Origin of the sequence: Pseudomonas sp. FP2294 (assembly GCF_030687625.1) — a bacterium.
In the GTDB taxonomy this organism is placed as follows: Bacteria; Pseudomonadota; Gammaproteobacteria; order Pseudomonadales; family Pseudomonadaceae; genus Aquipseudomonas; species Aquipseudomonas shahriarae.
In genome coordinates this window covers 1,252,199-1,273,802 of the sequence record NZ_CP117441.1, presented here as the reverse complement: position 1 = coordinate 1,273,802, position 21,604 = coordinate 1,252,199, and the positions used below count along the sequence as shown (strand labels likewise).

At 60.5% G+C, this 21,604-nt stretch carries 18 protein-coding genes; 8 read left to right on the top strand and 10 right to left on the bottom strand.

Translation table 11 applies throughout. The features are described 5' to 3' along the window. Window positions 1-47: 47 nt before the first annotated feature. The 8 genes from rseP to rpsB form a co-directional block, all read right to left on the bottom strand. On the bottom strand, window positions 48-1,400 hold the full coding sequence (gene rseP, locus PSH73_RS05590) for a sigma E protease regulator RseP (protein ID WP_057958696.1): 1,353 nt from the start codon (window positions 1,398-1,400) through the stop codon (window positions 48-50). Between the two features lie 35 nt (window positions 1,401-1,435). Next, on the bottom strand, window positions 1,436-2,626 hold the full coding sequence (ispC, locus tag PSH73_RS05585; RefSeq protein WP_057958695.1) for a 1-deoxy-D-xylulose-5-phosphate reductoisomerase: 1,191 nt from the start codon (window positions 2,624-2,626) through the stop codon (window positions 1,436-1,438). Beyond that, complete coding sequence (locus tag PSH73_RS05580) at window positions 2,623-3,429, bottom strand: phosphatidate cytidylyltransferase (RefSeq protein WP_057439903.1); 807 nt, start codon at window positions 3,427-3,429, stop codon at window positions 2,623-2,625. Before PSH73_RS05580 ends, ispC begins: the two co-directional genes overlap by 4 nt. Beyond that, window positions 3,429-4,184 carry a polyprenyl diphosphate synthase gene (gene uppS / locus PSH73_RS05575; RefSeq protein WP_057439905.1) on the bottom strand — a complete coding sequence of 252 codons (756 nt, stop codon included), beginning with the start codon at window positions 4,182-4,184 and terminating at the stop codon, window positions 3,429-3,431. Before uppS ends, PSH73_RS05580 begins: the two co-directional genes overlap by 1 nt. A gap of 17 nt (window positions 4,185-4,201) precedes the next feature. Then, window positions 4,202-4,759: a ribosome recycling factor gene (frr, locus tag PSH73_RS05570; protein ID WP_057439907.1), complete on the bottom strand. Its 558-nt coding sequence runs from the start codon at window positions 4,757-4,759 to the stop codon at window positions 4,202-4,204. Next, window positions 4,756-5,499, bottom strand: coding sequence for a UMP kinase (gene pyrH / locus PSH73_RS05565; RefSeq protein ID WP_003172271.1), 744 nt, complete (start codon window positions 5,497-5,499; stop codon window positions 4,756-4,758). Before pyrH ends, frr begins: the two co-directional genes overlap by 4 nt. A 211-nt stretch (window positions 5,500-5,710) precedes the next feature. Then, the gene (gene tsf, locus PSH73_RS05560) at window positions 5,711-6,574 is read right to left on the bottom strand and encodes a translation elongation factor Ts (RefSeq protein WP_003172264.1); all 864 of its coding nucleotides are present in this window, start codon (window positions 6,572-6,574) and stop codon (window positions 5,711-5,713) included. 193 nt (window positions 6,575-6,767) lie between these two features. Further along, the gene (gene rpsB / locus PSH73_RS05555; RefSeq protein ID WP_029297291.1) at window positions 6,768-7,508 is read right to left on the bottom strand and encodes a 30S ribosomal protein S2; all 741 of its coding nucleotides are present in this window, start codon (window positions 7,506-7,508) and stop codon (window positions 6,768-6,770) included. A gap of 386 nt (window positions 7,509-7,894) precedes the next feature. Between rpsB and map the strand changes: the two genes are divergently transcribed. The 3 genes from map (at window position 7,895) to dapC (ending at window position 12,793) form a co-directional block, all read left to right on the top strand. Further along, complete coding sequence (gene map / locus PSH73_RS05550; protein WP_032858167.1) at window positions 7,895-8,677, top strand: type I methionyl aminopeptidase; 783 nt, start codon at window positions 7,895-7,897, stop codon at window positions 8,675-8,677. Window positions 8,678-8,744: 67 nt separating this feature from the next. Next, on the top strand, window positions 8,745-11,447 hold the full coding sequence (locus PSH73_RS05545; RefSeq protein WP_057958694.1) for a [protein-PII] uridylyltransferase: 2,703 nt from the start codon (window positions 8,745-8,747) through the stop codon (window positions 11,445-11,447). 146 nt (window positions 11,448-11,593) lie between these two features. Next, complete coding sequence (gene dapC, locus PSH73_RS05540; RefSeq protein WP_057958693.1) at window positions 11,594-12,793, top strand: succinyldiaminopimelate transaminase; 1,200 nt, start codon at window positions 11,594-11,596, stop codon at window positions 12,791-12,793. Between the two features lie 80 nt (window positions 12,794-12,873). On the opposite strand, the gene PSH73_RS05535 is transcribed toward dapC, so the two are convergent. Beyond that, window positions 12,874-14,517, bottom strand: coding sequence for a Na+/H+ antiporter (locus PSH73_RS05535; protein ID WP_057958692.1), 1,644 nt, complete (start codon window positions 14,515-14,517; stop codon window positions 12,874-12,876). A gap of 264 nt (window positions 14,518-14,781) precedes the next feature. Here PSH73_RS05535 and PSH73_RS05530 point away from each other — a divergent pair, with 264 nt between their 5' ends. The 4 genes from PSH73_RS05530 to PSH73_RS05515 all read left to right on the top strand — a co-directional run bounded on the left by PSH73_RS05530 (window position 14,782) and on the right by PSH73_RS05515 (window position 17,842). After that, window positions 14,782-15,090: an arsenate reductase gene (locus PSH73_RS05530; RefSeq protein WP_232545463.1), complete on the top strand. Its 309-nt coding sequence runs from the start codon at window positions 14,782-14,784 to the stop codon at window positions 15,088-15,090. 32 nt (window positions 15,091-15,122) lie between these two features. Next, the gene (gene dapD, locus PSH73_RS05525) at window positions 15,123-16,157 is read left to right on the top strand and encodes a 2,3,4,5-tetrahydropyridine-2,6-dicarboxylate N-succinyltransferase (RefSeq protein ID WP_057439915.1); all 1,035 of its coding nucleotides are present in this window, start codon (window positions 15,123-15,125) and stop codon (window positions 16,155-16,157) included. 69 nt (window positions 16,158-16,226) lie between these two features. Continuing rightward, on the top strand, window positions 16,227-17,432 hold the full coding sequence (locus PSH73_RS05520; RefSeq protein WP_057439916.1) for an aminotransferase class V-fold PLP-dependent enzyme: 1,206 nt from the start codon (window positions 16,227-16,229) through the stop codon (window positions 17,430-17,432). Continuing rightward, on the top strand, window positions 17,429-17,842 hold the full coding sequence (locus PSH73_RS05515) for a SufE family protein (protein WP_198792444.1): 414 nt from the start codon (window positions 17,429-17,431) through the stop codon (window positions 17,840-17,842). The genes PSH73_RS05520 and PSH73_RS05515 overlap by 4 nt, the downstream gene beginning before the upstream one ends. A 55-nt stretch (window positions 17,843-17,897) precedes the next feature. On the opposite strand, the gene tcdA is transcribed toward PSH73_RS05515, so the two are convergent. Next, window positions 17,898-18,707, bottom strand: a complete 810-nt coding sequence (tcdA, locus tag PSH73_RS05510; protein WP_057441812.1) for a tRNA cyclic N6-threonylcarbamoyladenosine(37) synthase TcdA — start codon at window positions 18,705-18,707, stop codon at window positions 17,898-17,900. Between the two features lie 219 nt (window positions 18,708-18,926). Here tcdA and PSH73_RS05505 point away from each other — a divergent pair, with 219 nt between their 5' ends. Then, window positions 18,927-21,518 (top strand): glycosyltransferase, encoded by a 2,592-nt coding sequence (locus PSH73_RS05505; RefSeq protein ID WP_198818016.1) that lies wholly within the window; start codon window positions 18,927-18,929, stop codon window positions 21,516-21,518. The last annotated feature ends 86 nt before the right edge of the window (window positions 21,519-21,604 follow it).

Below are 21,604 nucleotides of genomic sequence, written 5' to 3'. Positions count from 1 at the left end.
TAAACAAACTGCCGCAAAATGCGGCAGATTCGCAATTCAGCGAAGCGTTACAGACGTCCCAGATCGTTGACCAAGGCTAACAACATCACCCCGACCACCAAACTGATACCGATCTGTATCCCCCAACCCTGCACCCGATCCGACAAGGGGCGACCACGCACCCACTCGACGAGATAAAACAACAGATGCCCCCCATCCAATACTGGAATGGGCAACAAATTCAGAACTCCTAGGCTAATACTCAGATAAGCCAGGAAATTCAGGAAATCAGCAACGCCCGACTGGGCAGAAGCGCCCGCCACTTTAGCAATGGTTATCGGTCCACTCAAGTTTTTTACCGAGAGCTCGCCGAACAACATTTTCTTCAGCGAATCGAGGGTCAGCACACTCATGGTCCAAGTGCGTCTTGCACCTTCGCCAATTGCAGCCAACGGCCCGAAGCTGACCTCCCGCACCATCGATGGCGGCCATTCGACACCTTTGACCCCGGCACCCAGGTATCCGCCGGCTGCCTTGGCCTCTCCACGCACCGCGAGGGTAACAGGGACGTCGATTTGAGCACCGTCACGCTCAACTTTCAGCACAATTTTCGTATCAGGACGTACACGAACCAGATCGACCACTTGCTGCCAGTCACCCAGCACCTGACCATCCAGGGCCAGCAAACGATCACCGGTCTTCAGGCCGGCCGCCTGGGCCGGCCCCTTCGGATCGAGCTCAGCCAACACCGGCGGCAGTGCCGGGCGCCATGGACGAATGCCGAGGGACTTGATCGGATCAGGCTCATCAGCGCCCTTGAGCCACTTGTCCAGGACCAGCTCGCGCGGTGTCTCGGCCGTGGAGTCCTGCTCGCGCACTACCAGTTGTACGGTGCCGCTCTCACCCAGGCGGCGAACCAACTGCAGATTGACCGCCCCCCAGCCTGTAGTAGGCTCGCCATCAATAGCAACAATTTCCTGCCCGGCGCTCAAACCGGCCTTGGCGGCGATGCTGCCCGCCTCCACCGCACCGATGACCGGCCGCACTTGCTGGCTGCCCAGCATTGCCAGGACCCAGAAGAACACCATGGCCAGCAGGAAGTTGGCGATCGGGCCGGCAGCCACGATAGCGATCCGCTGACGAACGGTCTTGCGATTGAAAGATTGATCCAACTGATCAGCCGGCACTTCGCCTTCGCGCTCGTCGAGCATCTTGACGTAGCCACCCAGGGGAATAGCGGCAATCACGAATTCGGTGCCCTTGCGGTCGTGCCAGCGCAGCAGCGGCATGCCAAAACCCACGGAAAAGCGCAGGACTTTGACGCCACAACGGCGCGCCACCCAGAAATGACCGAATTCGTGGAAAGTGACCAGCACACCCAGAGCAACCAGGGTGCCGATAATCATGTAGAGCGCACTCATCTAATCTCTCCGCATTCCAATCCCGCGCCTGCCGACTAACCTGCGTGGCGTTTCAACCATTGCTCGGCCAAGACCCGGGCCTTGGCATCCGCCTCGAACACGGCGCCCAAATCATTCACGGCAACCACCGGCTCAAGGCTCAAAATTTCCTCGATGATACTCGCGATCTGTGGAAAGCGGATGCGCCGATCAAGAAACGCAGCAACCGCGACCTCATTCGCCGCATTGAGCATCGCCGGAGCGCTGTTGCCCGCCTCTGCCGCCTCACGTGCCAGGCGCAGGCAAGGGAAGCGCTGATCATCCGGTGCTTCGAAATCCAGGCGGGCAATAGCAAACAGGTCCAGGGGCGCCACACCCGAGTCAATCCGCTCTGGCCATGCCAGGGCATTGGCAATCGGCGTGCGCATGTCCGGGTTGCCCAACTGGGCCAGCACCGAGCCATCCACGTAGTCGACCAGGGAATGAATCACACTTTGCGGATGAATCACCACTTCGACCTGATCGGCGCGAGCATCAAACAACCAGCAGGCTTCGATCAGTTCCAGGCCCTTGTTCATCATGCTGGCCGAATCCACCGAGATCTTGCGCCCCATCGACCAATTGGGATGAGCGCAAGCCTGATCGGGAGAGACGTGCTCCAGCTCGGCCAGCGGCGTCTGACGGAACGGGCCGCCAGAGGCTGTCAGCAGGATACGCCGTACGCCGACCTGGCTCAGGCCGCGGGCAAAATCGCCCGGCATGCACTGAAAAATCGCGTTGTGTTCGCTGTCCAGCGGTAACAGTACCGCTGCGCTCTTGCGCACGGCCTGCATAAACAGCGCGCCGGACATGACCAGCGCTTCTTTATTGGCCAACAGGATCTTTTTGCCAGCATCCACCGCTGCGAGGGTTGGACGCAAACCCGCGGCGCCGACAATAGCAGCGACCACGGTATCCACTTCAGAGGCAGCGGACACCTGGCACAAGCCCTCCTCGCCGACCAACACCTGGGTCGACAGGCCCGCAGCCCGCAGATCGTCCTGCAAACCACGGGCAGCGGTCCCGTCCGGCACCACTGCGAACTGCGGCCGGTGCCGCACGCACAGCGCCAACAGCTCGCTCAAGCGACTGAAGCCGGTCAGGGCAAATACCTGGTAGCGCTCAGGGTGACGGGCAATCACATCCAGCGTGCTCAATCCGACCGAGCCGGTTGCCCCCAGCACGGTGACCTGCTGCAGGCGGCTCACGAAGCGGCCATCCACAACAATACGGCAAACACTGGGATCGCCGCCGTCAGGCTGTCGATGCGGTCCAGCACACCGCCATGGCCCGGCAGCAGGTTACTGCTGTCCTTGATGCCCGCCTGGCGCTTGAACATGCTTTCGGTCAGGTCGCCGACCACCGAGATCAGTACGACCACCGCCGCGCCCATCAGGGCCAGGAGGATTTGTTTGCCCCCCCAATCACGCATAACGCCAACAACCAGGGTAATCAACAACGTCAAGGCCAGCCCGCCGTATACCCCTTCCCAGCTCTTGCCGGGGCTGACCGCCGGGGCCAGCTTACGCTTGCCAAAGGCACGGCCGGAGAAGTACGCACCGATATCCGCGCCCCAGACCAGGACCATCACCGCCATGATCAACCAGTTGCCCAGGGCCATATGCTTGATATAGACCAGGCCCTGCCAGGCCGGCAGCAGGATCAGCAGGCCGATCACCAGCTTGCAGGCGACGCTGGACCACTTGCTGCTGGTCCGCGGATAGGTCAATACGAGGAATGTCGCCAACGCCCACCACAGCACCGCTGCCCCGAGCACCCAGGGTGCGACATCCGGCAGGATGTACATCAGGAACAGCAACAACGCGACAACGGCGGCGTACACCACCCGCGGCAGTTGTTCGGCAAACCCTGCCAGGCGCGCCCATTCCCAGGCGCCCAGGGTCACGACCAAACCAATGAACAGCGCAAAGCCTGCGCCTTCGAGCAGGAAAAACCCGCACAGGGCGATCGGCAGCAGGATCAGTGCCGTGATGATTCGTTGTTTAAGCATTAAACCCGGGCTCCAGCTTCGATCTGCTCGCTCGTTTTACCGAAGCGACGCTGACGGGAAGCGAAATCGGCCAGCGCATTACGCATGGCATCGTGTTTGAAGTCCGGCCAGAACAGGTCGGAGAAGTACAATTCGGTATAGGCCAACTGCCACAACAGGAAGTTGCTGATGCGGTGCTCGCCACCGGTACGGATGCACAGGTCCGGCAACGGCAGGTCGCCGGTCACCAGACAGGTTTGCAACAACTCGGGCGTGATGTCTTCCGGCCGCAGATGACCGGCCTGCACTTCACGCGCCAGGCGCTGCGCAGCCTGAGCAATGTCCCACTGTCCGCCATAGTTGGCGGCGATTTGCAGGACGAAGCGGTTGCTGCCAGCAGTGATAGCCTCGGCCTCACGCATGGCCGTCTGCAGTTCCGGATGGAACCGCGAGCGATCGCCGATGATACGCAGGCTGATATTGTTGTCGTTCAGGCGCTTGGCCTCACGACGCAAGGCCTTGAAGAACAGGTCCATCAAGGCGCTGACCTCTTCGGCCGGGCGCTGCCAGTTTTCACTGGAGAAGGCAAACAAGGTCAACACCTCGACCTTGGCCTCGGCACACACCTCGATCACGGCCCGTACCGCATCGACACCCGCTTTATGCCCGGCGACACCCGGCATAAAGCGTTTTTTCGCCCAGCGATTATTCCCATCCATGATGATCGCGACATGGCGCGGCACCACAGAGGGCACAGTCTGCTTGGTCTTTTCCATGAAGGCGTCCTGACCCCTTATACGGCCATCAGGTCCTTTTCTTTCTCTTCCGTGGCCTTGGTGATCAGGGCCTCGGATTCCTTGGTCAACTTATCGATATCGGCGATGGCACGACGTTCTTCGTCTTCGCTGATTTCTTTGTCCTTGACCAGTTTCTTCAGGTCACCCAAGGCATCGCGACGGATGTTGCGCACGGCAACGCGAGCATCTTCAGCTGCGCTGCGCGCCTGCTTGGTGAAGCCCTTGCGGGTTTCTTCGGTCAGGGCCGGCATGGAGATCAGCAGCAACTCACCCAGGTTGGTCGGGTTGAGGTTCAGGCCAGCGCTCTGGATAGCCTTGTCGACAGCAGCGAGCATGTTGCGCTCGAAGGCCACGACCTGCAGGGTGCGCGAGTCTTTTACGGTCACGTTGGCCACGCCGCTCAGCGGGGTGTCGGAGCCGTAGTAAGGCACCATCACGCTGCCCAGGATGCTTGGGTGGGCCTTGCCGGTACGAATCTGGCCAAACGCGTGGTTCAGAGACTCCAGGGATTTTTGCATACGCGCTTGGGCGTCTTTCTTGATTTCATTGATCATTGTTGGCCTTCCTCGATCAGAGTCCCTTCTGCGCCGCCGTGTACGATATTCAGCAGGGCGCCGGGCTTGTTCATGTTAAATACGCGCAGCGGCATCTTATGGTCGCGGCACAGGCAGATTGCCGTCAGGTCCATCACACCCAGCTTGCGATCCAGCACTTCATCATAAGTCAGATGATCGAACTTCTCGGCATGCGGGTCTTTGAATGGATCGGCAGTGTAGACACCATCGACCTTGGTGGCCTTGAGCACTACGTCGGCATCAATTTCGATGGCACGCAGGCAGGCAGCCGAGTCGGTGGTGAAGAACGGGTTGCCGGTACCGGCGGCAAAAATCACCACCTCTTTGGCATTCAGGTGGCGCATGGCTTTGCGCCGATCATAATGATCGGTCACACCCACCATGGAAATGGCCGACATCACGATGGCCGAGATGTTGGCACGTTCCAGGGCGTCGCGCATGGCCAGGGCGTTCATCACAGTGGCCAGCATGCCCATGTGGTCGCCAGTGACCCGATCCATGCCAGCAGCACTGAGCGCGGCGCCACGGAACAGGTTGCCACCACCGATCACCAAGCCGACCTGGACGCCGATACCGACCAGTTGGCCGACTTCCAGCGCCATGCGGTCAAGCACCTTGGGATCGATCCCGAACTCTTCCGAGCCCATCAGGGCCTCGCCGCTAAGCTTGAGTAGAATGCGTTTATAGCGAGCCTGATAACCACTGCCCTGCTGAGCCATTGCGAATCTCTCCTGCGGCGTATTTTTAAAAAATTCTTGGCGAGCCGTTTACGGCTTGCGTTCACTCTAGCTGGACGCTGTCACAGCGCCATCGGAACACGGCTTTGTAAGCCAGTTCCAAAGGGAAGCCAAATAAAATTGAGCATCCCATTTGAAAAGAGGCTGCGCGCGTGAGCGGGCAGCCTCTCTTGGGCGACAGTTGAAAACTGTCTTATTGCTTAGCGGCAGCCAGCTGGGCAGCAACTTCTTCAGCGAAGTTGTCGACCGGCTTCTCGATGCCGTCGCCTACTTTGAAGTAGGTGAAGGAAACGATTTCAGCACCGGCTTTCTTGGCCAGCTCGCCAACCTTGATTTCAGGGTTCTTGACGAACGCCTGCTCAACCAGGCTTGCTTCGGCCAGGAACTTGCTGATACGGCCTTTGACCATGTTCTCAACAATGTTTTCTGGCTTGCCTTTGATTTTTTCTTCGTTCAGCTGCAGGAACACAGCTTTTTCGCGCTCGATCGCTTCGGCAGAAACTTCCGAAGGCAGCAGGAACTCAGGGTTGCTGGCCGCTACGTGCATAGCGATGTCTTTGGCCAGTTCAACGTTGCCGCCCTTGAGGACAACTGCAACACCGATCTTGTTGCCGTGCAGGTAACCACCGACAACATCACCTTCAACGCGCACCAGACGACGGATGTTGACGTTTTCGCCAACCTTGCCGACCAGTACCAGACGATCAGCTTCTTGAGCGGCGATCAGCGGAGCGGCGTCAGTCAGTTTGTCGGCGAACGCTTTTTCAACGCTAGCAGCAACAAATGCCTTGAAGTCGTCCTGCAGAGCCAGGAAGTCGGTCTGCGAGTTCACTTCCAGCAGAACGGCAGATTTACCGTCTTCCTTCAGAGCGATAGCGCCTTCAGCAGCGACGTTGCCTGCTTTCTTGGCAGCCTTGATCGCGCCCGAAGCACGCATGTCATCAATGGCTTTTTCGATGTCGCCGTCAGCCTTTTCCAGGGCTTTCTTGCAATCCATCATGCCTTCGCCAGTACGCTCACGCAGTTCTTTAACCAACGCTGCAGTAATTGCTGCCATTTTCAAATTCCTCTTGGATAGGTTTTCAACCATTCCACCCGACTTGTACGGGCGTTCAATTCTTCCCGAACCACCCTTGTTAACCGCTGCACGTTACAGATGCTGTAGCTGTGCCGCTCACAAATGGTTTTCGAGGTGGCAAAAAGGGGGCCAAGCCCCCTTTTTGCTTACTGAGTCAACGCCAGGGCGTCAATTACTCAGCTGCAGCGACCGGTGCTTCTTCAGCAGCGAACTCTACGGTGCCGCCGCCAACATTGTTGCGGCCACGGATTACAGCGTCAGCCATCGAACCCATGTACAGCTGGATAGCGCGGATTGCGTCATCGTTGCCTGGGATGATGTAGTCAACGCCTTCCGGGCTGCTGTTGGTATCGACTACGCCGATAACCGGGATACCCAGCTTGTTGGCTTCGGTGATCGCGATGCGCTCGTGATCAACGTCGATAACGAACAGTGCGTCAGGCAGACCGCCCATGTCCTTGATACCACCCAGGGAACGATCGAGCTTTTCCAGGTCACGGGAGCGCATCAGCGCTTCTTTCTTGGTCAGCTTGGCGAAAGTACCGTCTTCGGCTTGCACTTCAAGGTCACGCAGACGCTTGATGGAAGCACGGATGGTTTTGAAGTTGGTCAGCATGCCGCCCAACCAGCGGTGATCGACGTACGGCGAACCGCAACGTGCTGCTTCTTCAGCAACGATCTTGCCAGCGGAACGCTTGGTGCCGACGAACAGAATCTTGTTTTTGCCCTGAGCCAGGCGCTCTACGAAAGTCAGAGCTTCGTTGAACATTGGCAGGGTTTTTTCAAGGTTGATAATGTGGATCTTGTTACGCGCGCCGAAAATGTACTTACCCATTTTCGGGTTCCAGTAACGGGTCTGGTGACCGAAGTGCACACCGGCCTTCAGCATATCGCGCATGTTGACTTGGGACATGATAGTTCCTTAATAAGTCGGGTTTGGCCTCCACGTATCCCAATGACCAACCAGCGGCTTCAAGGCCTCCGGCACCCAGGTCATCGTGTCGACACGTGTGTGGATTTAAGCTTTGCGGGGTATCCCCGGAAAGCGGCGCATTTTATACCACAGCATCGGCAAAAACGAAACCCGCAATCGCACTTGCTTGCCGCCAGCGCCACCCAAGCCATTGAATCGGGTGAAAATACCCACACCTTATAGAGAGAAGCGATAGCCAGACACTCATGGTTTACACCTTGCGTCTGTTAGAATCGCGTTTTTTGGGCTTGTGCGAACGCTGCACCTTTTTGTCGCACGCCCGTAAACCGTATTGATTTCAGCGCGTCGCGCTAGAGAGAGCCTGTATGACCGTTACCCTGAAAACCGCCGAAGACATCGCAGGTATGCGCGTTGCCGGCAAACTGGCGGCCGACGTACTGGAAATGATTGCCGAACACGTCAAGCCCGGCGTCACCACCGAAGCCCTGGACCGCATCTGCCATGACTATATTGTCGACGTGCAGAAAGCCATCCCCGCGCCGCTGAACTACAAAGGCTTCCCCAAGTCGATCTGTACCTCGATCAACCACGTGGTCTGCCACGGCATCCCAGGCGACAAGCCGCTCAAGGACGGTGACACGCTGAACATCGACGTCACCGTGATCAAGGACGGCTATCACGGCGACACCAGCCGTATGTTCCATGTCGGCAACGTGCCGGTGTGGGCCGAGCGCCTGTCCCAGGTCACCCAGGAATGCATGTACAAGGCCATCGAGCTGGTCAAGCCGGGCTGCCGCCTGGGCGATATCGGAGAAGTGATCCAGAAGCACGCAGAAAAGAACGGCTTCTCGGTAGTCCGTGAGTTCTGCGGCCACGGCATCGGTAAAGTGTTCCACGAAGAGCCACAGATCCTGCACTACGGCCGTGCCGGCACCGGCATGGAACTCAAGGCAGGCATGACGTTTACCATCGAACCGATGATCAACCAGGGCAAGGCCGACACCAAGGTGCTGGGCGACGGCTGGACGGCCATCACCAAGGACCGCAAGCTCTCGGCGCAGTGGGAACATACCCTGCTGGTCACCGAGACGGGCTATGAGATCTTCACCCTGCGCGCCGACGACACGATTCCCCGCGTTTCGGCCTGATGCTTGCAGCGGGCTTTCCAGATAGCAATGTTGTGACCTACACCTAGATAGAAAGGAAAGCCGATCAATGCCCCAGGTGGATCCAGAACTCTTCGACCGTGGCCAGTTCCAGGCGGAACTGGCGCTGAAGGCCAGCCCCATAGCAGCCTTCAAGAAGGCCATCCGCCAGGCCCGCGAGGTGCTCGACGAGCGCTTTCGCAGCGGCCGGGAGATTCGCCGGCTGATCGAGGATCGTGCCTGGTTCGTCGATAACATCCTGCAAAAGGCCTGGGAGCAGTTTGATTGGAGCGAGGACGCCGACATCGCCCTGGTGGCCGTCGGCGGCTACGGCCGTGGCGAACTGCACCCCTACTCCGATATCGACCTGCTGATCCTGCTGGACAGCGCCGACCATGAGATCTTTCGTGACTCCATCGAGCGTTTTCTGACGCTGTTGTGGGATATCGGCCTGGAAGTCGGCCAAAGCGTGCGTTCGGTGGCTGAATGCGCCGAAGAGGCCCGCGCCGACCTGACCGTGGTCACCAACCTGATGGAAAGCCGCACCATCTGCGGCCCCGAGCGTCTGCGCCAGCGCATGCTGGAAGTCACCAGCACCGCGCATATGTGGCCGAGCAAGGAGTTCTTCCTGGCCAAGCGCGCCGAGCAGAAAGCCCGGCATCACAAGTACAACGACACCGAATACAACCTGGAACCCAACGTCAAGGGCTCGCCCGGCGGGCTGCGGGATATCCAGACCATTTTGTGGGTCGCCCGTCGCCAGTACGGCACCCTCAACCTGCGGGCCCTGGCCGGCGAAGGCTTTTTGGTGGAGAGCGAAAACGCCCTGCTGGCCTCGTCCCAGGAGTTCTTGTGGAAGGTGCGCTACGCCCTGCACATGCTGGCCGGACGCTCCGAAGACCGCCTGCTGTTCGACCATCAGCGCTCCATCGCCACCCTGCTGGGCTTCGAGGGCGAAGACGCGAAGACCAGCATCGAAAGCTTCATGCAGCAGTACTACCGGGTGGTCATGAGCATCGCCCAGCTCAGCGACCTGATCATCCAGCACTTCGAAGAAGTAATCCTGGCCCCCGAAGACGAAGCGCCGCCGCAACCGATCAACGCCCGCTTCCAACTGCACGATGGCTATATCGAGGCGCGTAACGACAATGTGTTCAAACGCACGCCGTTTGCCATGCTGGAAATCTTCGTGCTGATGGCCCAGCAACCGGAAATCAAGGGCGTGCGCGCCGATACCATCCGCTTGCTGCGGGAAAACCGTCACCTGATCGACGACGAATTCCGCCACGACATCCGCAACACCAGCCTGTTTATCGAGCTGTTCAAGTGCAAGGTCGGCATTCACCGCAACCTGCGGCGCATGAACCGCTACGGCATCCTCGGGCGCTATCTGCCGGAGTTCGGCTTTATTGTCGGGCAGATGCAACACGACCTGTTCCATATCTATACGGTCGACGCCCACACCCTGAACCTGATCAAACACCTGCGTAAGCTGCAATACACCCAGGTGTCAGAGAAATTCCCGCTGGCCAGTAAGCTAATGGCCAAGTTGCCCAAGCCTGAACTGATCTACCTGGCCGGCCTGTATCACGATATCGGCAAGGGCCGGCATGGCGACCACTCGGAAATCGGCGCAGTGGATGCCGAAGCCTTCTGCCAGCGCCACCAGTTGCCGCAGTGGGACAGCCGCCTGATCGTCTGGCTGGTGCAGAACCACCTGGTGATGTCCACCACCGCCCAGCGCAAGGACTTGTCCGACCCGCAGGTGATCCATGACTTTGCGCAGATCGTCGGCGACGAAACCCGTCTCGACTACCTGTACGTGCTGACCGTCTCCGACATCAACGCCACCAACCCGACCTTGTGGAACTCGTGGCGCGCCAGTCTGTTGCGCCAGCTCTACACCGAGACCAAGCGCGCCTTGCGCCGTGGCCTGGAGAACCCGGTGGACCGCGAAGAGCAGATCCGCCGCACCCAGAACGCGGCCCTGGATATCCTGGTGCGCGGCGGCAACGACCCGGACGATGTCGAGCAGCTCTGGTCGCAGTTGGGGGATGATTACTTCCTGCGCCACACCGCAGGCGACGTGGCCTGGCATACCGACGCGATCCTGCAGCAGCCGGCCGACGGCGGCCCATTGGTGCTGATCAAGGAAACCACCCAGCGCGAGTTCGAAGGCGGCACGCAGATCTTTATCTATGCGCCGGACCAGCATGACTTCTTCGCCGTGACCGTGGCCGCGATGGACCAGCTGAACCTGAACATCCATGACGCGCGGGTCATTACCTCCAGCAGCCAGTTCACCCTCGACACCTATATCGTGCTCGACACCGAAGGCGAGTCCATCGGCGACAACCCCGAACGCGTGAAGAAGATCCGCGAGGGCCTGACCGAGGCCCTGCGCAACCCGGACGACTACCCGACCATCATCCAGCGCCGGGTACCGCGCCAGCTCAAGCACTTCGCCTTTGCGCCCGTGGTGACGATCCACAACGATGCCCAGCGCCCGGTGACGGTACTCGAGCTCAGCGCCCCCGATCGCCCTGGCCTGCTGGCGCGGATCGGCGGGATTTTCCTGGAGTTTGACCTGTCGTTGCAGAACGCCAAGATTGCCACCCTGGGCGAGCGGGTCGAAGACGTGTTTTTTATTACCGATGCCGACAACCAGCCACTGTCCGACCCTGAACTGTGCCGCCGCTTGCAGGACGCCATCGTCGCGCAATTGAGCGTGAATCAGGAGCCTGGCGCGGAGTTGTCCAGAATAACCATTTGAGTTGAATTTAATTTCCCTGTGGACGCGGACCTTGTAGGGGCTGGCTTGCCTGCGATGCGGGCGGCGCGGTGTATCTGGTGCACCGAGGCGATGCCATCGCAGGCAAGCCAGCTCCCACAGGGCCGCGCTCAACGATAGAGGCCCCGATGAACAACGCTCTGAACCAACTGCAACCCTACCCGTTCGAGAAATTGCGTGCCCTGCTGGGCAGCGTCACACCAAACCCGGACAAGCGCCCGATTGCCCTGTCCATTGGTGAACCCAAGCACAAGTCCCCGGATTTTGTAGCCCAGGCCCTGGCCAACAATCTGGATCAGATGGCGGTATACCCCACTACCCTGGGGATCCCCGCGTTGCGCGAGGCTATTGGGGCCTGGTGCGAGCGGCGCTTCGACGTGCCCAAGGGCTGGCTGGACCCGGCGCGCAATATCCTGCCGGTCAATGGCACCCGCGAAGCCCTGTTCGCCTTCACCCAGACCGTGGTCAACCGGGGCGACGATGCCCTGGTGGTCAGCCCGAACCCGTTCTACCAGATCTACGAAGGCGCAGCGTTCCTCGCCGGCGCCAAGCCGCACTACCTGCCGTGCCTGGATGAAAACGGCTTCAACCCGGATTTCGACGCGGTCTCGGCCGACATCTGGAAACGTTGCCAGATCCTGTTCCTGTGCTCCCCCGGCAACCCGACCGGCGCACTGATCCCGGTCGACACCCTGAAAAAACTGATTGCCCTGGCCGACCAGTACGACTTCGTGATCGCCGCCGACGAGTGCTACAGCGAGCTGTACTTCGACGAGCAAACTCCGCCGCCAGGCCTGCTCAGCGCCTGCGTCGAGCTGGGCCGCCAGGACTTCAAGCGCTGCGTGGTGTTCCATAGCCTGTCCAAGCGCTCCAACCTGCCGGGCCTGCGCTCGGGGTTTGTGGCCGGAGATGCGGAAATCCTCAAGGCCTTCCTGCTGTACCGCACTTACCACGGCTGCGCGATGCCGGTGCAAACCCAGCTGGCAAGCATCGCCGCGTGGCAGGACGAGGCTCATGTACAGGCCAATCGTGACCTGTATCGGGAAAAATTCGACGCCGTATTGGCGATTCTCAAGCCGGTACTCGACGTGCAAAACCCCGATGGGGGCTTCTACCTATGGCCGAACGTCGAGGGCGACGATGCCGCGTTCTGCCGCGATTTGTTCGCGGAAGAACATGTGACCGTGGTGCCGGGCTCGTACCTGTCGCGGGAAGTGGATGGCTTCAATCCAGGGGCCGGACGGGTGCGCCTGGCATTGGTTGCGCCATTGACCGAATGTGTTGAAGCCGCCGAACGGATGCGCAACTTCATCCAGCGTCGTCGTTGATGACAGGGGCCGCTCCCGCCCAGGAGCGGCCTGCGCGTTGAGATCGCGCAAGGGCAACAGGGGTAAGTCAGCCCACACGGCTACTTCTGGGTCCCCAGGTTGGCCTCACTCATATCCAGGTCGGCCAGCACTTCGCGCAGCACGTCATCGCCAATCTGGTGGTGACGGCTCAGGCTATACAGCTCCAATCGCTGCGCGCGCAGGGCCTTGAGCCGTAACTTGCGCTCCAGATGATCCATCTGCAGCGCCAGCGCCTGGGCTTCGGCCGAGTCATTGAACACCTCCAGTTGATGGCGATATTCCGACATGATCCGTGCCTTGAGCTCTGCCGCCAGTGCAGCCTGGGCCGCATCCAGGGGCGCCGCGTCGGCGGCCTCCTCTGCTTCCAGGGCATGAATCGCGGCTTCGGCGGTTTTCTTCCAGGCATCACGCACCTCGCCGCGCCGCTTGTCATCCGGGCTCTTCTCGATCCCCCGCAACAACAAGGGCAAGGCGATACAGGCGGCGACCAATGACAACAGGATTACCCCGGCGGCAATGAAGATCAGCAGGTCGCGCTCGGGAAACGCCTGGCCAGGCGCCATCAGCAACGGTACTGACATCACACCGGCCAGGGTCACCGCCCCGCGCACCCCGCCAACCGTCAACAGCCAGCAGGACCGCGCGGTGGGCACCAGTGTCAGCTCACTTTTACCGCGCAGGCGACGCAGCAGACCGGACAGACGCCAAATGCTCTGTACCCAGATAAACCGCAACACCAACAACACCAGGAAGATCGCGATCACGTCCAGGCAGCGATAGAACAAGGTCGGCCACAGCGTGGCTTCGTGGCTGGTCACCGCCTTGATGATGTCCGGCAACTGCAGGCCCAGCAGCAGGAAGATCAAACCGTTGAAGGCAAACTCCAGCAACGACCAGACACTGCGATTGAGCAAGCGTGTACTGGTCTGGCGTGGCAGCAGGTCCAGCCAGCTCTGCATCATGCCCGCCGCCACGGCCGAGAGAATCCCCGAGGCGCCCAGGCGTTCAGCCAACACATACGCCGCAAACGGCAGCAGCAACATAAACACCACATGGGTCGCCGGATCATCCCAGCCCCGGGCAATCATCCAGGCCCGCAGGCGCCCCACCAGCCAGCTCAAGGCTACGCCAATGGCCAGGCCACCGACCGCCACCAGCACAAATGTCAGGCTGGCATCGGCCAGGGAAAATACCCCAGTCAACGCCGCCACCAGGGCGAACTTGAAGGTCACCAGGCCCGACGCATCATTCATCAAGGCCTCGCCCTGAAGCATGTGCATCAAAGGCGTGGGCAAGCGGTTCTGGGAAATCGCCGACACCGCCACCGCATCCGTCGGCGACAACACTGCCGCCAGGGCGAAAGCCACCGGCAAGGGAATGCTCGGCAACAACCAGTGGATAAAGTACCCGGCGCCCACCACGGTAAACAGCACCAGCCCCACGGCCAACGTCAGGATCGGCCCACGCAGGCGCCACAGCTCACGCTTGGGCATGCGCCAGCCATCGGAGAACAGCAACGGCGGCAGGAATAGAAACAGAAACAATTCAGGGTCCAACGCCACATGCAGCCCCAGGGTCGGCCACGCCAGCAAGGCACCAGCGGCAATCTGCACCAACGGCAACGGCAAAGGGATCACACGCCCGACCAGACGCGAAACGCTGACCAGCATCAGCAGGATAAGAACGGTGTAGGCGGTTTGCATAAAGCGGGGTTCCTGGACAATCGACTTGCAATGACACACTTGAGGCAACAACGCGCCTTTGAAGTGCCATATTAGCTGCCTATGCTGTTGCCGGGCTTTTGCACATAAGTCGCACCTCGTACCGTAAGGAGTGACGAGCGGCACCGAAACTGTTTTGTCGTGGCATAATCCGTGATCGTTTGTTTCCAGCAGCCCAAAGGGGGCAGTTCCTTGACCGATTCAAGCAAAACATTGCACCTTTTTGGCATCAAAGCCTGCGACACCATGAAAAAGGCCCGTACCTGGCTCGATGAAAATGCCATCAGCTATGAGTTTCATGACTACAAGACGGCCGGTATCGACCGCGAACACTTGACCCAATGGTGCAATGAGCACGGTTGGCAGGTGGTTTTGAACCGTGCAGGCACGACCTTTCGCAAACTCGAAGACGAACGCAAAGCCGATCTCGACCAGGCGAAAGCCGTTGAACTGATGCTCGCACAACCCTCGATGATCAAGCGCCCAGTGCTCGATCTCGGTGACAGAACCCTGATTGGCTTCAAGCCAGATAGTTATTCGGCGGCCCTCAAGTAGGCCAGCCACTTCATTTTTGTAGAGGTAACAGCATGTCCAATTCCCTGTTCAGCCTGGGCTTCGGCGTCGGCACCCAGAACCGCCAAGGTGCTTGGCTGGAAGTGTTTTACGCGCAGCCATTGCTCAACCCTTCGGCCGAAATCGTCGCTGCCATCGCGCCGATCCTTGGCTACACCGAAGGCAACCAGGCGATCACCTTCACCATTGCCCAAGCCTCGCAACTGGCTGATGCACTGAAAAATGTAGATGCCACCCAGGCCGCCCTGCTGACCCGCCTGGCCGAAAGCCACAAGCCGCTGGTCGCCACGTTGTTGGCCGAAGATGCCGCACTGACCTCCACCCCTGAGGCCTACCTCAAGCTGCATCTGCTCTCCCACCGCCTGGTCAAGCCCCATGGCCTGAGCCTGGCGGGTGTGTTCCCGCAACTGCCGAACGTAGCCTGGACCAGCCAGGGTGCGATCGACATCGGCGAACTGGCCGAGCGCCAACTGGAAGCGCGCCTGCGTGGCGAGCTGCTGGAAGTGTTCTCGGTGGACAAGTTCCCGAAAATGACCGACTACGTGGTCCCGGCCGGCGTGCGTATCGCCGATGCCGCACGTCTGCGCCTGGGTGCCTATGTGGGCGAAGGCACCACCGTGATGCACGAAGGCTTCATCAACTTCAATGCGGGCACCGAAGGCCCGGGCATGATTGAAGGCCGTGTATCGGCTGGCGTCTTCGTCGGCAAGGGGTCGGACCTGGGCGGCGGTTGCTCCACCATGGGCACCCTGTCGGGCGGCGGCAACATCGTGATCAAGGTGGGCGAAGGCTGCCTGATCGGCGCCAACGCCGGTATCGGTATCCCATTGGGTGACCGCAACACCGTGGAATCGGGCCTGTACGTGACTGCCGGCACTAAAGTGGCGCTGCTCGATGAGCAGAACCAACTGGTCAAGGTGGTCAAGGCCCGTGAACTGGCTGGCCAGCCGGACCTGCTGTTCCGCCGTAACTCCGAGACCGGTGCCGTGGAGTGCAAAACCCACAAGTCGGCCATCGAACTGAACGCAGCGCTGCACGCTCACAACTAAGCAGCGACTCGATGCCACCGGAGCCGGCCGTGCCTTGCAGCACGGCCGGTTCATATGAGTCTTGAACCCATGCTTGTGCCCTCGCCCTGGCGCGCCGATTTCCCGGCCATCGCCACCTTGCAACGGCAAGACCAGACCTATCTGGACAACGCCGCTACCACGCAAAAACCTCAAGCCCTGCTGGACGCCCTTGGCCATTACTACGCCAATGGCGCGGCCAATGTGCACCGTGCCCAGCATTTGCCAGGCGCCCATGCGACCCAGGCGTTCGAGGACAGTCGCAGCAAAGTGGCGCAATGGCTCAACGTCGGTGACAGCGGGCAGATCATCTTTACCCACGGCGCGACGTCTGCGCTGAACCTCCTGGCCTATGGCCTGGAGCACCTTTTCAACCCGGGCGATGAGCTTGTCATCAGCGCCCTGGAACATCACGCCAACCTGCTGCCCTGGCAGCAACTGGCCAAACGCCGCGAGCTCACGCTGGTGGTGCTGCCCCTCGACGATGAGGGTTTGATCGACCTGCAAGCCGCCGCCACGATGATCGGCCCACGCACCCGCCTGCTGGCGGTGAGCCAGTTGTCCAACGTGCTGGGCGTCTGGCAGCCGTTGCCGCAGTTGCTGGCACTGGCCAAGGCCCACGACGCCTTGACCGTGGTGGATGGCGCCCAGGGCATCGTCCACGGCCGCCATGACGTGCAGGCCCTGGGCTGCGACTTCTACGTATTTTCCAGCCACAAACTTTATGGTCCGGACGGCGTCGGCGTGCTTTACGGCCGCACCGAAGCCCTGCATCGGCTGCGCCACTGGCAGTTTGGCGGCGAGATGGTGCAGCAGGCGGACTACCACAGCGCTAGCTTCCGCCCGGCGCCCCTGGGTTTCGAGGCGGGTACGCCACCGATTGCCGGGGTGATTGGCCTGGGGGCGACCCTGGATTACCTCAACTCCCTGGATCAACAGGCGGTGATCGCCCACGAAGCGGCACTGCACGACTACCTCTTGCGCGGTCTACAGGCACGCAAGGGCGTCCATCTGCTGGGCTCGCCGCAAGTCGCCCTGGCCAGCTTTGTGGTGGAGGGTGTGCACAACGCCGATCTCGCCCACCTGCTGACCGAGCAGGGCATCGCGGTACGCGCCGGTCATCACTGTGCGATGCCTTTGCTCAAGAGCCTGCATCTGTCGGGGGCGATCCGGGTTTCCCTGGCGTTGTACAACGACTCCGATGACCTGGAGCGTTTCTTTGAAGCGCTGGATCAGGCCCTGGACATGCTGCGATGAGCCTGCCCGCAGATGCACGTGTCGCGTTGCAGGCCTTTCAGGCCGTCGGCAGTTGGGAGCAACGCGCGCGCTTGTTGATGCAATGGGGCGAGCGGCTGCCGGCGTTGGCGGCTGAGGACAAGGTCGAAGCCAACCTGGTGCAGGGCTGTGAAAGCCTGGTGTGGCTGGTGGGATGCTTGCGCGATGGCCATTGGCAGTTTGCCGCCAGCAGTGATGCACGCTTGATTCGAGGGTTGGTGGCGTTGCTGCTGGCGCGGGTCAACGGGCTGTCGGCGGAGGCGTTACAGGCGGTCGACCTGCCCGACTGGTTCAACCAACTGGGGCTTTCCCGTCAATTGTCGCCGTCGCGCAGTAATGGCCTGAATGCGGTCCTGCAGCGCATGCGCCAATTGAGCCAAGCACAAAACTGAATGTGGGAGCTGGCTTGCCTGCTCCCCCACTGTGATGGATGCCCAGCCGTGAGATTCAGGCGGGCTTGACCCGCTCGGACGGCCTGCGCACCCCAGCCACAATCTTGTCCACCGCCTTGGTCGCCGCGACCATGCCAAAAGTCGCCGTCACCATCATCACCGCGCCAAACCCGCCGGCGCAGTCCAGCTTCACCCCATCACCGACAAAACTCTTTTGCAAACAGATGCTGCCGTCGGGTTTGGGATAGCGCAGTTGTTCGGTGGAGAACACGCAAGGCACGCTGTAGTGCCGGGTCACGGTGCGCGAGAACCCGTAGTCGCGGCGCAAGGTGGAGCGCACTTTCGAGGCCAGCGGGTCGTTGAAGGTGCGGTTCAGGTCGCACACCTGGATCAGCGTCGGGTCAATTTGCCCGCCGGCGCCGCCGGTGGTGATGATCTGGATCTTGCGGCGCTTGCACCAGGCAATCAGCGCCGCCTTGGCGTTGACCGCGTCGATGCAGTCAATCACACAGTCGATGGTCGGCGTGATGTACTCAGCCATGGTGTCGCGGGTTACGAAGTCCGCCACCGCGTGCACCGTGCAAGCGGGGTTGATCGCACGCAGGCGTTCGGCCATCACTTCGACCTTGGGCTTGCCCACCGTGCTGTCCAGGGCGTGCAACTGACGGTTGCTGTTGCTGACGCACACGTCGTCCAGGTCAAACAGCGAAATCTCGCCCACCCCGCAACGGGCCATGGCTTCAGCGGCCCAAGAGCCGACACCGCCCACGCCGACGATGGCCACATGGGCCGCTTTCAAGCGTTCCAGGCCTTCTATGCCATACAAGCGGGCGACGCCGGCAAACCGTGGATCTTCTGTACTCATGACCATTACCCCAAAAACCGGCGCGCATTATAGGGCTACGCAGCGATAAGTTCTAAGCTACAAGCTATAAGTAAAGAACTTACCGACGCTTTGGCTGCCCAATGCCCGGTTTTTCCTGGCTTGCTGTACGCAGAGTGCAGGGCCGATGGTAGGATGCGCGCCGTTCGGCGTACACCAACACGTCTATTCGTTCCACACCCTTTGGAACCCGAAACAGCTATGTCATCGCGTAAATTTGGACTCAACCTGGTGGTGGTGCTGGCAATTGCCGCGCTGTTCACCGGTTTCTGGGCGCTGATCAACCGCCCGGTCACTACCCCCAACTGGCCTCAGCAGATTTCCGGGTTTTCTTACTCGCCGTTCCAGCAGGGCCAGTACCCGCAAAAAGACCAGTACCCGACCGACGAACAAATGCGTCAGGACCTTGCGATCATGAGCAAGCTGACGGACAACATTCGGACCTATTCGGTCGACGGTCCTCTGGGGAATATCCCCAAGCTGGCGGAAGAGTTCGGCCTGCGTGTGACCCTGGGGATCTGGATCAGCCCGGACCTTGAGCGCAACGAGCGCGAAATCCAGCGGGCCATCGAGATCGCCAACAGTTCGCGCAGCGTGGTGCGTGTGGTGGTCGGCAACGAGGCCATCTTCCGCAAGGAGATCACCCCCGAGGAGCTGATTGTCCTGCTGGACCGGGTGCGCGCCGCCGTCAAAGTGCCAGTGACTACCTCCGAGCAGTGGCACATCTGGGAACACAACCCGCAACTGGGCAAGCATGTCGACCTGATCGCCGCGCACGTTCTGCCGTACTGGGAACATGTGCCGATGGCCCAGGCCGGGCAATTCGTCCTCGACCGGGCCAAGGACCTGAAGAAGACCTTCCCGAAAAAGCCACTGCTGCTGTCGGAAGTCGGCTGGCCGAGCAATGGCCGCATGCGCGGTGGCGCGGACGCCTCCCCGGCTGACCAGGCCATTTACCTGCGCACTCTGGTCAACAAGCTTAACCGCCAGGGCTACAACTACTTCGTGATCGAAGCCTTCGACCAACCCTGGAAAGCCAGTGACGAAGGCTCGGTGGGCGCCTACTGGGGCGTGTTCGACGCTGCGCGCCAGCAGAAATTCAACTTTGAAGGGCCGGTCGTGGCGATTCCGCAATGGCGGGTGCTGGCCATCGGCTCGGTGGTGTTGGCACTGCTGTCGCTGACCTTGCTGATGATCGACGGCTCGTCCCTGCGCCAGCGTGGCCGTACCTTCCTGACCTTCATCGCGTTCCTGTGCGGCTCGGTGCTGGTCTGGATCGGCTATGACTACAGCCAGCAATACAGCACGTGGTTCAGCCTGACCGTGGGCTTCTTGCTCGCGCTAGGTGCCATGGGCGTGTTTATCGTGTTGCTGACCGAGGCCCATGAACTGGCGGAAGCGGTCTGGACCCACAAACGCCGGCGTGAATTCCTGCCGGTTGAAGGGGATTCGCACTACCGCCCGAAAGTCTCCATCCATGTGCCGTGCTACAACGAGCCGCCGGAAATGGTCAAACAGACCCTCGACGCCCTGGCCGCCCTCGATTACCCGGACTACGAAGTCCTGATCATCGACAACAACACCAAGGACCCGGCGGTGTGGGAACCGGTACGCGACTACTGCCTGACCCTGGGCCCGCGCTTCAAGTTCTTCCACGTCGCGCCCCTGGCTGGCTTCAAGGGTGGCGCGCTGAACTACCTGATTCCGCACACCGCCAAGGATGCCGAAGTGATCGCGGTGATCGACTCGGACTACTGTGTGTCGCCCAACTGGCTCAAGCACATGGTGCCGCACTTCGCCGACCCGAAAATCGCCGTGGTGCAATCGCCCCAGGATTACCGCGACCAGAACGAAAGCACCTTCAAGAAGCTCTGCTACGCCGAATATAAAGGCTTCTTCCATATCGGCATGGTCACCCGCAACGACCGCGACGCGATCATCCAGCACGGCACCATGACCATGACCCGCCGCTCGGTGCTCGAAGAACTGGGCTGGGCCGACTGGTGTATCTGTGAAGACGCCGAACTGGGCCTACGGGTATTCGAGAAAGGTCTGTCGGCTGCGTACTACCACACCAGCTACGGCAAGGGCCTGATGCCCGATACCTTTATCGACTTCAAGAAACAGCGGTTCCGCTGGGCCTATGGCGCGATCCAGATCATCAAGCGCCACACCGCCAGCCTGCTGCGCGGCAAGGACACCGAGCTGACCCGTGGCCAGCGCTACCACTTCCTCGCGGGCTGGTTGCCGTGGGTAGCGGACGGCATGAACATCTTCTTCACCGTCGGTGCCCTGTTGTGGTCGGCGGCGATGATCATTGTGCCGACCCGGGTCGACCCGCCGTTGCTGATCTTCGCAATCCCGCCGTTGGCGCTGTTTGTGTTCAAGGTCGGCAAGATCATCTTCCTCTACCGCCGCGCCGTTGGTGTGAACCTCAAGGATGCGTTCTGCGCAGCCCTGGCCGGGTTAGCGTTGTCCCATACCATCGCCAAGGCAGTGCTGTATGGCTTCTTCACCACCAGTATTCCGTTCTTTCGTACACCGAAAAACGCGGATAACCACGGCTTCTGGGTAGCGATTTCCGAAGCCCGCGAAGAGATGTTCATTATGTTGCTGCTGTGGGGCGCGGCGCTGGGGATCTACCTGGTGCAGGGCCTGCCAAGCAATGACATGCGCTTCTGGGTGGTGATGCTGCTGGTGCAATCACTGCCGTATGTGGCGGCGCTGATCATGGCGTTCCTGTCGTCACTGCCGAAACCGGCAGCGGTGGCGGAGCCCGCGACGGCCGCGTAAAAACTTGCGCAATGCACTAAACGGCGGCCTCTGGTCGCCGTTTTGCTATAAGATAACGGCCCTTTATGGGTTCAGGCAGCCACTGC

Excerpts from the sequence above, each read along its gene's own strand:
- rseP (WP_057958696.1), bottom strand. The coding sequence starts at position 1,400 with ATGAGTGCGCTCTACATGATTATCGGCACCCTGGTTGCTCTGGGTGTG.
- PSH73_RS05580 (WP_057439903.1), bottom strand. The coding sequence starts at position 3,429 with ATGCTTAAACAACGAATCATCACGGCACTGATCCTGCTGCCGATCGCC.
- uppS (WP_057439905.1), bottom strand. The coding sequence starts at position 4,184 with ATGGAAAAGACCAAGCAGACTGTGCCCTCTGTGGTGCCGCGCCATGTC.
- frr (WP_057439907.1), bottom strand. The coding sequence starts at position 4,759 with ATGATCAATGAAATCAAGAAAGACGCCCAAGCGCGTATGCAAAAATCC.
- pyrH (WP_003172271.1), bottom strand. The coding sequence starts at position 5,499 with ATGGCTCAGCAGGGCAGTGGTTATCAGGCTCGCTATAAACGCATTCTA.
- tsf (WP_003172264.1), bottom strand. The coding sequence starts at position 6,574 with ATGGCAGCAATTACTGCAGCGTTGGTTAAAGAACTGCGTGAGCGTACT.
- rpsB (WP_029297291.1), bottom strand. The coding sequence starts at position 7,508 with ATGTCCCAAGTCAACATGCGCGATATGCTGAAGGCCGGTGTGCACTTC.
- map (WP_032858167.1), top strand. The coding sequence starts at position 7,895 with ATGACCGTTACCCTGAAAACCGCCGAAGACATCGCAGGTATGCGCGTT.
- PSH73_RS05545 (WP_057958694.1), top strand. The coding sequence starts at position 8,745 with ATGCCCCAGGTGGATCCAGAACTCTTCGACCGTGGCCAGTTCCAGGCG.
- dapC (WP_057958693.1), top strand. The coding sequence starts at position 11,594 with ATGAACAACGCTCTGAACCAACTGCAACCCTACCCGTTCGAGAAATTG.
- PSH73_RS05535 (WP_057958692.1), bottom strand. The coding sequence starts at position 14,517 with ATGCAAACCGCCTACACCGTTCTTATCCTGCTGATGCTGGTCAGCGTT.
- PSH73_RS05530 (WP_232545463.1), top strand. The coding sequence starts at position 14,782 with ATGAAAAAGGCCCGTACCTGGCTCGATGAAAATGCCATCAGCTATGAG.
- dapD (WP_057439915.1), top strand. The coding sequence starts at position 15,123 with ATGTCCAATTCCCTGTTCAGCCTGGGCTTCGGCGTCGGCACCCAGAAC.
- PSH73_RS05520 (WP_057439916.1), top strand. The coding sequence starts at position 16,227 with ATGCTTGTGCCCTCGCCCTGGCGCGCCGATTTCCCGGCCATCGCCACC.
- PSH73_RS05515 (WP_198792444.1), top strand. The coding sequence starts at position 17,429 with ATGAGCCTGCCCGCAGATGCACGTGTCGCGTTGCAGGCCTTTCAGGCC.
- tcdA (WP_057441812.1), bottom strand. The coding sequence starts at position 18,707 with ATGAGTACAGAAGATCCACGGTTTGCCGGCGTCGCCCGCTTGTATGGC.
- PSH73_RS05505 (WP_198818016.1), top strand. The coding sequence starts at position 18,927 with ATGTCATCGCGTAAATTTGGACTCAACCTGGTGGTGGTGCTGGCAATT.